This is a genomic window from uncultured Sulfuricurvum sp. (assembly GCF_937936435.1).
Classification (GTDB): domain Bacteria; phylum Campylobacterota; class Campylobacteria; order Campylobacterales; family Sulfurimonadaceae; genus Sulfuricurvum.
This window is the reverse complement of record NZ_CALDDG010000041.1, coordinates 1-8,899: the sequence shown is the minus strand read 5'-3', so window position 1 is coordinate 8,899 and position 8,899 is coordinate 1. Positions and strand designations below refer to the sequence as shown.

Below are 8,899 nucleotides of genomic sequence, written 5' to 3'. Positions count from 1 at the left end.
TCCAAAAGAATTTTGGAGGTTTTGTGCAATAGTTCGATTTTATCATTCAAAATACAAATTTCAAGACGCTCTTTTAAAAGATTTTTTTGATTGCTCATTAAAACAAATCGGGGGAGCATCTTTGAAAATATTTCCAAAACGTCATCGTCATATCCTGATGCGTTCAGCGAAGACGCATACAGCATCAAAAACGGTACAAAATACCGATACAACGCTTTTTTGATCGTATCCAATCTCTTCATCTCCGAACTAAAAACACCAATGTGTTACTTTTTATCTTGAATTTATCTGCTTTAACCGATACGTAAAGCAAAAGAGTATAGCATAAGTTCAAAAAATAATTCGAGTGCGATCGCCATTAATATTTAAACACTCTAAAAGGGATTAAGCATATGCAAAAACCTCTCTTACTGTGCGGTATTCTCCTCTCCGCCTTCAGTTTTTCGTATGCGGATGAGCCGGGAAACAACGATTTCGAAGCCCTTATCGAAAACGTCAGCAATTTGGCAACCAAAAAATCGCTGAATGTCGATTATCTCCCTTCTGTCGTAACGGTTATCGACGCCCAGACTTTTACCGATGCCGGCATCCAAAATATCGGCGAAGCTCTGGATATGCTGCCCGGTATCCAAATGCAGTTAAGCCCTATGGGCTATACCATGACAACCGTCAGAGGCTTAAAAAACCCGAATGCGTATCTCTCCGATAAAATCAAAATATTGATTGACGGCGTTGCTATCAACAATGAAGTGGCCGGTTCCAGCAGTTTTTATATGGATTTTCCGATACAACTGGTAGAAAAGATAGAAGTCCTTCGCGGACCGAACTCAACCACCCAAGGCTCCGGCGCTTTTTACGGCACCGTTAATATCATCACAAAAATGGGGAGCAACAAAACCGAAAATCGGCTCTATCTCGGAAGCGGAAGCTACAGCCGGCTTACCGCCGGGGCAAACGTCTATACACTGGCAAACGATTGGAAACTCTTTTCCGACGGTTACATTATCCGAAACAACAAATCGGTTCCGGTCGATGGCTACCCGGAGGGTACCGATGAATCTATGAAAGACTTTTCGGTCGGTTTGAAGGCAGTCAACGGTGGTTTTGAACTCCTTACGCGCCTTAAACGGAGTACCTACGGCAATTTTTACGGTTTTGAAGAATCTCCGGACCCGATTCCGACCGATCCAAAAGAACATACTAATTCCTATTTTTTCGTACAGGGTTCGTATAAAAGCGACATCAATGATGTCGGAGTCGAAACAAGAGTCAGTTTCTCGCATCGGGAGTTAAACGAAGGTGCCAATATCGCCGGAATCGGGATCACGGCGACCCGATTTGCCACCGTCGGCGTGGATATGCAAGAGGGGTTTTATTTTACCGAAAAACTGAAAGAGCAAAATTTTGAAGCAGAATCGATATTCACTCTCCCTAAAATCGGATCGCATGAAATCGTCACGGGACTTGGTGCGCGATACGTCACGATACCGAAAGATACGTATTACAACAGTGTCGAAAATGCTATCACGGAAAATCTTTCAACCATTTTAGCAAGCCCAAACTACAGTTCATTTCGCTATGACAGTTCGAGCGAACCTGCATTTTGGGCAAATCCGACGACCAGTTTTATCGCTGCCGATCAGGATCGAACCATAATCTATGGATATCTTCAGGATTTAATCTCGATCAATCGCGATGTAGATGTAATTTTAGGAGCACGCTTAGACCGATACTCCGATATCGGAACGCAATGGAGCCAACGAGCCGCCATCGTCTATCGTGCCAGCGACAAAACGATTTTTAAACTTCTCTACGGCTCTGCATTCCGCGCACCGACGTTTACCGAAGCCTATGCAAACGGTCACATAAACTATCGGGCCGGAGATTCACAAATCAAACCGGAAGAGACTAAGACCTATGAAGCCGTCGCGATATACGCACCGGATTTTCAAAACAAATTTGCATTGGATCTTTTTTATTCCAATCTTCATAACGTAATCGATTTGGAAGAGTACTACACTACTATCCCGGGATATCAAAACTACGACGACAGAATCAGCAAAGGGATTGAATTTGAATACAACTTTCAATCCAAACCGAAACATAACTTTTATTTCAATGCATCGTATATCGATACGGACTATACAACCCCGCCCGAAGAGGATTCCGTCTCCGTGGATCAGTCAATGCCCGATATTTCCAAAATCATGCTCAAAGCGATGTATGTCTATTCTCCTGCCAATTTCCTTTCGTTCGGCACTACATGGCGTTATCAATCCCGAACGACCCGATCGCAATTAAGTTGGCTGGACGGAGAAGACACGACCATCCAGCCGCAGCATATTTTTGATGAGACGATCACCTACAGATTTTCAGCATCCAGCGAGATTCGCGCCACGATCAAAAATCTTTTTAATGAAGATGTGAGAATGCCGAGCTACTATTACAATACGTCAGGCGGTGTAGTACGGGAAGGTCGCAACTATCTTGTCAACTATGCCTATCGATTTTAAAGAATAGTATTTCTTCTCGTCGTTAGCCTTAATACATGCCTTAAAGCTTTAATCTAATAATCGCTCATTAACCGTTCAGAAATGAGTTTGGGCTATAACTGTTAACACGAAACAACGCAAGGAATCCACATGAACAAACTCATTCTCGCTACCCTACTGATTTCAGGAACGATGTTCGCCGATTGTAACTACCACGCCAATGATGCGAAGGTGACATGGAAAGCATTTAAAACATTTGAAAAAATCGGTGTCGGCGGTGTATTCGACCGCAGCCGTCTAAACGCGGAAGGAGGTTCATCGGCAGATGCACTTTTGGCAAACAGTACGCTAACGATCGATACATTGAGCGTTAATTCCGGAAATGCGGGGCGTGACGCGACGTTGGTTGCCTCTTTTTTCAAAGCCCAAAACGTCCAAGCGATTACGGCAAAAGTCAAATCGGCAAAAGAGGGAAAAGCCCTCGTCGACATCACGATGAACGGTATGACGAAAACAATCCCTCTTTCTTACACGCTCAACGATATGAAAATTGTAGGAAAAGGGTTCATCGATCTTAATGATTTCGGAATGTTGCCGTCTCTTGTATCGATTAATAAAGCGTGTTATGAATTGCATGCGGGGAAAACGTGGCAAGATGTCGAAATCGGATTTGAAATCCCTCTCCAAAAAAACTGTCAATAATCTCTTCCCCTCGAAGGGAGAGGAAATCACCAGTTACGAATCCGAATGTGACACGAAGTACATTGTTTTAGAAGCTGCGTGTAATCTTCCAAAGCGTCATCCATTCGACCCGCTTCGATCGACGTAATCATGTCGTCTGAATAAAGGCGAAGCATACCTGCCGTTTTTTGAGCAAATTTATACGCATATACCTGATCTTTCGGCAGAATCGATTTGACTTCGTCACCTTCAAGCGATTTTAACGTCCCTTGCAGTTTTTTGACGCCGCTTTTCATATCTTCAGTCGAACTGTACAAACCGCCGCGCTGAATTTGCTCCATGGCATCCAGCATCGTACGCATATCTTTCATTAATTCCAGACGGGGATCTTTTTTCTCCGCCGCATTGGCAAATCCGGACAAAAGCGACGCAAGAGCCAAAGCCGTTACTATTTTTTTCATAGAGTCCCTTTTAGTACTGAATAATTTCTTTGGAATATTCGGTCAGCTTAACCGTTTTAGCCGAAATCGAAACCAGTTGTTTTCCCTGAGCGATACCGTTGTAAAAATCTTTTAATTCCGGTTTGAACGCTCTAAAATAGTCTTGAAATTTATCCGATCCCAATACCCCTACAGCCCATATTGTATCATCCGGTGCCACTTCGAGAACAATAGCGGCCAAAGGCTGCGGAGCCGCTCCGGCCAATACCTTTGCTCCCGCCGATGCATCGTATGCCGAAAGATGGGATGAACAGACAATAATCCCGCTTTTTTCATACGCCATCGTTTTGACATTTTTAGGGACGTATTTGATAAAACTGTCGTTTGGTGTCGGATGGGTCAGCTGATGGGCACAAATCGCGCTATAGGCTACGATCGTACGCTCTTTTCCTACGCCGCTTTTCCATACATACTCTTCACCCATCTCGGACTTGAGCGCGACGTCTTGTTGTGTCGGTTCCGGAAGGTTCACCAACATACACGGAGTCGACGCATACGGATAATTGAAGATATAAGTGACCTCTTTTTCCAAAGAAGAAGCTTTGATCGGGTTCCCCGCGGCATCAACGATCTGCACTTTGTCATATGCCGCATACATGCGACCGTCATCCGCATATAAATTACCGCGAATCAATGAGGGATTGACCGCAACGATCGTCGCACCCGCCGCCATGACTTTAAAAAACGTTCTTCGTTCCATTCTTACTATTCCAATTCACTGCATTAATGCCGATTTAGCAATTTTAGGGCGCTTCTCAAGCTGCCGGAACAATTGCCACTTTTTTCTGTCCCTTTTCGTCCTCGGAATTGACGAAATCGACCACCAGCTCGCCCGGACCCGTCACTTTCAACGGAAACTGAATGACCGGATTTTGGCTGGTAGCCACATCCAAATCAAAATGGGCGATCACCGAACCGTTGTACGTTGCCGTAATCTCTTTCATGTAAAAACGGGGAAACTGTTTTCCCGATTCTTTATCTTTGGTAAAACCGGTATCCATTTTATGGATAACGATAATTTTCGCTTTGACGACATCGCCGACTTTGTAATTTTGATCTAATATTTTAACAACGCCTCGTAATTCCATATTTTCCCCTTCTCAACCGCATCCGCCGAGAGCGACCCGGACATTTTTTGATGCTTTAAATATTCTTCCCTTATTCGTCTGTGCCAATATCACGACGTCCTGAGTCTGCCCCATTTTGACATTGACGAACAGATAGGCTATACCGTTTGCCGGAGTCAGATCAAAAGAGATCGCTTTATTGGCTTTATTTTTCGTGGTAAGTACTGTAATATTACTGATATAGTCATCCGGATTCATCGGATAATTGACCGTCACTTCGATCGGAACAACCGCACCGTTTTCCGGTGCATCCGGAATATTAAGCGTCATAAGTGCCGCACCGTCTTCGACTTTTTTCCCTCTTACATACTCATCCAACAGTTCTTTGAACGGCATTTCGACAGCTTCTTCTGCCAAGAGCCCATGCCGGAAAAGGACCGGATTGAGCAGGCCGATCGTCGCGAGTGCAAACGTCCCTTTGATAAAACTACGTCGTTTCATACTTCCCTCTCTTTCAAAAAATCGTCTTGTCTGACCAAGACAAATCCAAACCATCCGCGATGACTTGAATCTGCTTTGGAAAAGCTTTAGGGGATTGCAAAGGACAAAAGTGTCCTTGCCACCCAAATGGGCTCTCGTGCCCTTTGGGTATTGCTCATTTGGGTGTTTATAATTAATTGAAGAAATCGCGATAAAGACCTTTACCCCATTCGACAAGACCTTTTCCGGTTGCAAGGCCGTCTGCTCCGTCCCATTTTTCCATGGTTCCGGCATTAGCGAAACCGAATGATTTTTTGCCGGCATCGTACGCGTATTCCGCATGTACCGAAATCGCACGCATCGGATCGCCTGAAACCGCCGAATAACATACGGTAAGCGGTGAAGTCCAAGTTTTTTGGCTAAGTTCGGTTCCCGCAATGTATTTAACAATATTCGCAGCAACGATTTTCCCTTCAGTATTCGCCGTGTTTCCTGATTTAGAGAATCCCATCGGACGAACGTCACCCGTACAGAAGACATTTTTATCACCGATAACCTGATAAGTAAACGGATCGATGTTCGCTTCGGCTTTGTTAAATACGCTGTCTTTTGCCACACCGGCGATTTCAAGCAATTTGTTACCGCGGACACGACTGTAAAGGGCCGCGTCGGCAAACTCGATCTCTTCACCGAGTTCGGTTACGATTTTTTGTTTGTTCGGATCGATGCTGGTAATCGTCGTACTCGGCATATAGGTAATGTAATCTTTGTACAATTTTTCAAATGCGGAGTGGAAACCGTCGGCTTTGATCGTGATGTTAGGATTTTCATCCAAGATAACGACTTTACCTTTGATTTTATTGCGTTTCATGTAGTCCGCGATCAAACAGCTGCGCTCATACGGTCCAGGCAAACAACGGTAGTTACCGCCGGGAACGGTTTGAACGAATACTCCGCCTTCGAAATTTTCGATTTTCGATTTCAACGTCAACGTTTCGCTTCCTGCGATGAACGCACCCGGGAATTTTGTTTTCAATGCCGTTTCAAGCTCAAGATCACCGTTAGTCCATTTGGAATAATCATAATCGATACCCGGAGCCAATACGAGAACGTCGTATTTTACGGTTCCTTCATTCGTATAGACGATTTTTGACGTACGATCGATTTCATGTGCCGTTGCTTGCAGGAAAGTATAATTGCCGTTACGGGCACCTTCTAGAAAATCATGCGTAATGAAGTCAAGAGGCAAAACGCCTGTCGCCACCAAGTTACTGATAAATCCGGACATGAAGACCGAACGCTTATCCATCAAAACAACATCAATCTTCGGATTCGCTTTTTTGACATATTTTGCGATAGTAAGACCTGAGGGTCCCGCACCTACGATTACTACACGCGGTCCTTTTGCAGCCGGAATCGGAGCAGGTGAAAGCAGAACACCTTTTGCCGCACTTGATCCTTTTGCTTCTTTCGCATAACCGCTTGCCGCAGCCGTAACTGCCGCCAATCCGGTAAATTTCATTGCCTCTCTTCTTGATAACGCCATCGTAAACCCCTTCGTTTAAGTATAAGATTTTTGTATCGGTCAGCAGTGTAACAACGGGAAGCTTAACAATTTTTAAATATTAATAAAAATTATCTTATAAGCAGTATTATTAATAATTAATAGTCACATTGTTATCACTATTTTTTTCTAATTTTCTCCGTCATATAGGGATTAAAGCCTCTTTGTTGATCTATTTTAATATTATTTTAATATTATAAAAATGGATTTTAGCGTGATATTTATGTGATAAAAACCTCCGAAGATACCTTAAAGCGGAACATGTTATGATTAAGCTATCAGAAAGAGGCAGGATGGTTTAGTATGCATATCGAAAATTGTCAAAGCTTAGAAGAAGTACGCCGTTATATTGACGGTTTGGATGATCAGATAGTCGAACTGATAGCCGCACGTAACGGCTATGTCAAACAAGCCGCCAATTTTAAACATTCGATTGAAGAGATCAAGGCAAACGAACGCCTCGAAGCGGTGATGGACAGAGTAAGAATGCGGGCGATGGAATTCGGCGTTTCTCCGAACCTTTTAACGACCCTTTACAAAATAATGATTAACGAAATGGTGGAGGCGGAAATTTCCGAATTTCGTAACGCCAAATCTTTATAATACGTTTGCCGAGGAAACCCTCCTTCGCAAACGTAAAATTTAGAATCGAGTCACTTCTCCGCGGCAGATGCCCATCACGACTTTCCCTTTAAGCACTTCGTTTTTATACAAACTGTGATGATGCGTGACCGCCGTCGTCTGATTCGGATCGAAAAGGATCAAATCGCACGTCGAGCCTTCTCGAATCGCTTCGGAACGTATCCCAGCATCCCGAGCCGGAGTAGAGGATGCCAATTCAACCAACCGACTCATCGGAATGATGCCGCTTTCAATCAGGTAGCTGTAACATAACGGTAAATACTCTTCGATCGACGTCGTCCCGTAATGAGCATCGAAAAAGGTAATATCTTTATAGACATCGGAATTAGGCTGATGAAGAGCGCTTAAAGAGTGGATATCCCCCCTTTTCAACGCATCAATCAGAATAAGCCGTTTGGCTTCGCTGACCAACGGAGGATTGATTTTGGCATCCGAATCGAATCCCAAACATGCGGAATCGCTTTTAAAGAGATGGTGAATCGCCACTTCGCACGATACGTTTACCCCCTCCGCACGTGCCTGGGCGATCATCTCTATAGAACGGGGTTCCGTAACGCTTTTAAAGACGATCCGTATCCCGAAATGGCGTGCAATCTCGATCATCGAAGCGATATGGACGATTTCACCCAACGGCGATATACCGGCCAGACCGAGCTGACTTGCGACCGCTCCGTCCGCCATCACCCCGCTTTCAAACAAGCTTTTCTCTTCGGCTTTGTAAAAAAGTGTTTTATCCGCCATTTTCAAATACTGAGCAATACGGCTGATCAGGTTATAATCGTTGACCGTTAGGGTATGGACTGCCGATGAGCCTTTTTTCAACATAATAGCGATGTTACTCAAAGCCCCGGCATCGTTCAACGCGCTCAATGCCGCTTCGATCGTTGCTCCGTTAGAAAGCGACCGATGTTGTTGGACGAATTCCAACGTAATCACATTGTCGATTCTCGGCGTCGAATCACTCGCTAAAACGGCCGTCGTTACCCCGCCTTTTAAAGCTCTTCGAGAAAGCTTCTCCAGAGTCGTCCGGCTCAGTTGCGAATCTTTCAACCGTACGTCGGTATCGACCAATCCGGGGAGAAGATAACACCCTGAAGCGTCTATTGCTTCATTGCCTTGCAAATCGGTCCCGATCTGCGTAATGACTCCTGCTTCGATCCGTACATCGTAGCGACGTTCTCCGTCCGCATCGCAGATTGTTGCACCGGAAATGATCATCGTTACTCCTGTTTGCTATAATTACGTAATTCTAATCTAAATAAGGTTTAAAAAGGGACAGTATGATTAAAATCGCACTCTTTTTAATTCCGATACTCCTTTTCGGCGGCAATGATGTATATCAACAGGGGAAAAAACTCTATTTTGCCAAAGGGTGTAACGGATGTCACGGTGTGACTGCAGGGGGGACTAATCTCTATCCCGCTTTGGCAGATCGGAAGAGCGTCGTGTAGGGAAAGAGTGTAGATCTCGGTG

The 8,899-nt window shown here is 44.5% G+C and carries 10 protein-coding genes; 3 read left to right on the top strand and 7 right to left on the bottom strand.

Annotation, left to right across the window (positions count from 1 at the left end; all coding sequences use genetic code 11):
• Positions 1 to 242: hypothetical protein (locus Q0389_RS05270; protein WP_298692349.1), on the bottom strand; the 242-nt coding region annotated here is incomplete at its 3' end.
• A gap of 150 nt (positions 243 to 392) precedes the next feature.
• On the opposite strand from Q0389_RS05270, the gene Q0389_RS05265 reads away from it, so the two are divergent.
• Both Q0389_RS05265 and Q0389_RS05260 read left to right on the top strand, forming a co-directional pair.
• Complete coding sequence (locus Q0389_RS05265) at positions 393 to 2,513, top strand: TonB-dependent receptor (RefSeq protein ID WP_298692348.1); 2,121 nt, start codon at positions 393 to 395, stop codon at positions 2,511 to 2,513.
• 129 nt (positions 2,514 to 2,642) lie between these two features.
• A complete protein-coding gene (locus Q0389_RS05260) occupies positions 2,643 to 3,194 on the top strand; it encodes a YceI family protein (protein WP_298692345.1) in 552 nt (183 codons plus the stop codon).
• Positions 3,195 to 3,220: 26 nt separating this feature from the next.
• On the opposite strand, the gene Q0389_RS05255 is transcribed toward Q0389_RS05260, so the two are convergent.
• The 5 genes from Q0389_RS05255 to Q0389_RS05235 all read right to left on the bottom strand — a co-directional run bounded on the left by Q0389_RS05255 (position 3,221) and on the right by Q0389_RS05235 (position 6,766).
• Positions 3,221 to 3,634: a hypothetical protein gene (locus tag Q0389_RS05255; protein WP_298692343.1), complete on the bottom strand. Its 414-nt coding sequence runs from the start codon at positions 3,632 to 3,634 to the stop codon at positions 3,221 to 3,223.
• 10 nt (positions 3,635 to 3,644) lie between these two features.
• Positions 3,645 to 4,373 carry a Rieske 2Fe-2S domain-containing protein gene (locus tag Q0389_RS05250; protein WP_298692341.1) on the bottom strand — a complete coding sequence of 243 codons (729 nt, stop codon included), beginning with the start codon at positions 4,371 to 4,373 and terminating at the stop codon, positions 3,645 to 3,647.
• Positions 4,374 to 4,428: 55 nt separating this feature from the next.
• Complete coding sequence (locus Q0389_RS05245) at positions 4,429 to 4,761, bottom strand: thiosulfate oxidation carrier complex protein SoxZ (protein ID WP_298692338.1); 333 nt, start codon at positions 4,759 to 4,761, stop codon at positions 4,429 to 4,431.
• Between the two features lie 12 nt (positions 4,762 to 4,773).
• Positions 4,774 to 5,241, bottom strand: a complete 468-nt coding sequence (locus Q0389_RS05240) for a thiosulfate oxidation carrier protein SoxY (RefSeq protein ID WP_298692336.1) — start codon at positions 5,239 to 5,241, stop codon at positions 4,774 to 4,776.
• Between the two features lie 172 nt (positions 5,242 to 5,413).
• Positions 5,414 to 6,766 (bottom strand): FAD/NAD(P)-binding oxidoreductase, encoded by a 1,353-nt coding sequence (locus tag Q0389_RS05235; protein WP_298692333.1) that lies wholly within the window; start codon positions 6,764 to 6,766, stop codon positions 5,414 to 5,416.
• 321 nt (positions 6,767 to 7,087) lie between these two features.
• Between Q0389_RS05235 and Q0389_RS05230 the strand changes: the two genes are divergently transcribed.
• Positions 7,088 to 7,387 carry a chorismate mutase gene (locus Q0389_RS05230; protein ID WP_298692331.1) on the top strand — a complete coding sequence of 100 codons (300 nt, stop codon included), beginning with the start codon at positions 7,088 to 7,090 and terminating at the stop codon, positions 7,385 to 7,387.
• Between the two features lie 39 nt (positions 7,388 to 7,426).
• On the opposite strand, the gene Q0389_RS05225 is transcribed toward Q0389_RS05230, so the two are convergent.
• Positions 7,427 to 8,644: an amidohydrolase family protein gene (locus Q0389_RS05225; RefSeq protein WP_298692330.1), complete on the bottom strand. Its 1,218-nt coding sequence runs from the start codon at positions 8,642 to 8,644 to the stop codon at positions 7,427 to 7,429.
• Between the last annotated feature and the right edge of the window lie 255 nt (positions 8,645 to 8,899).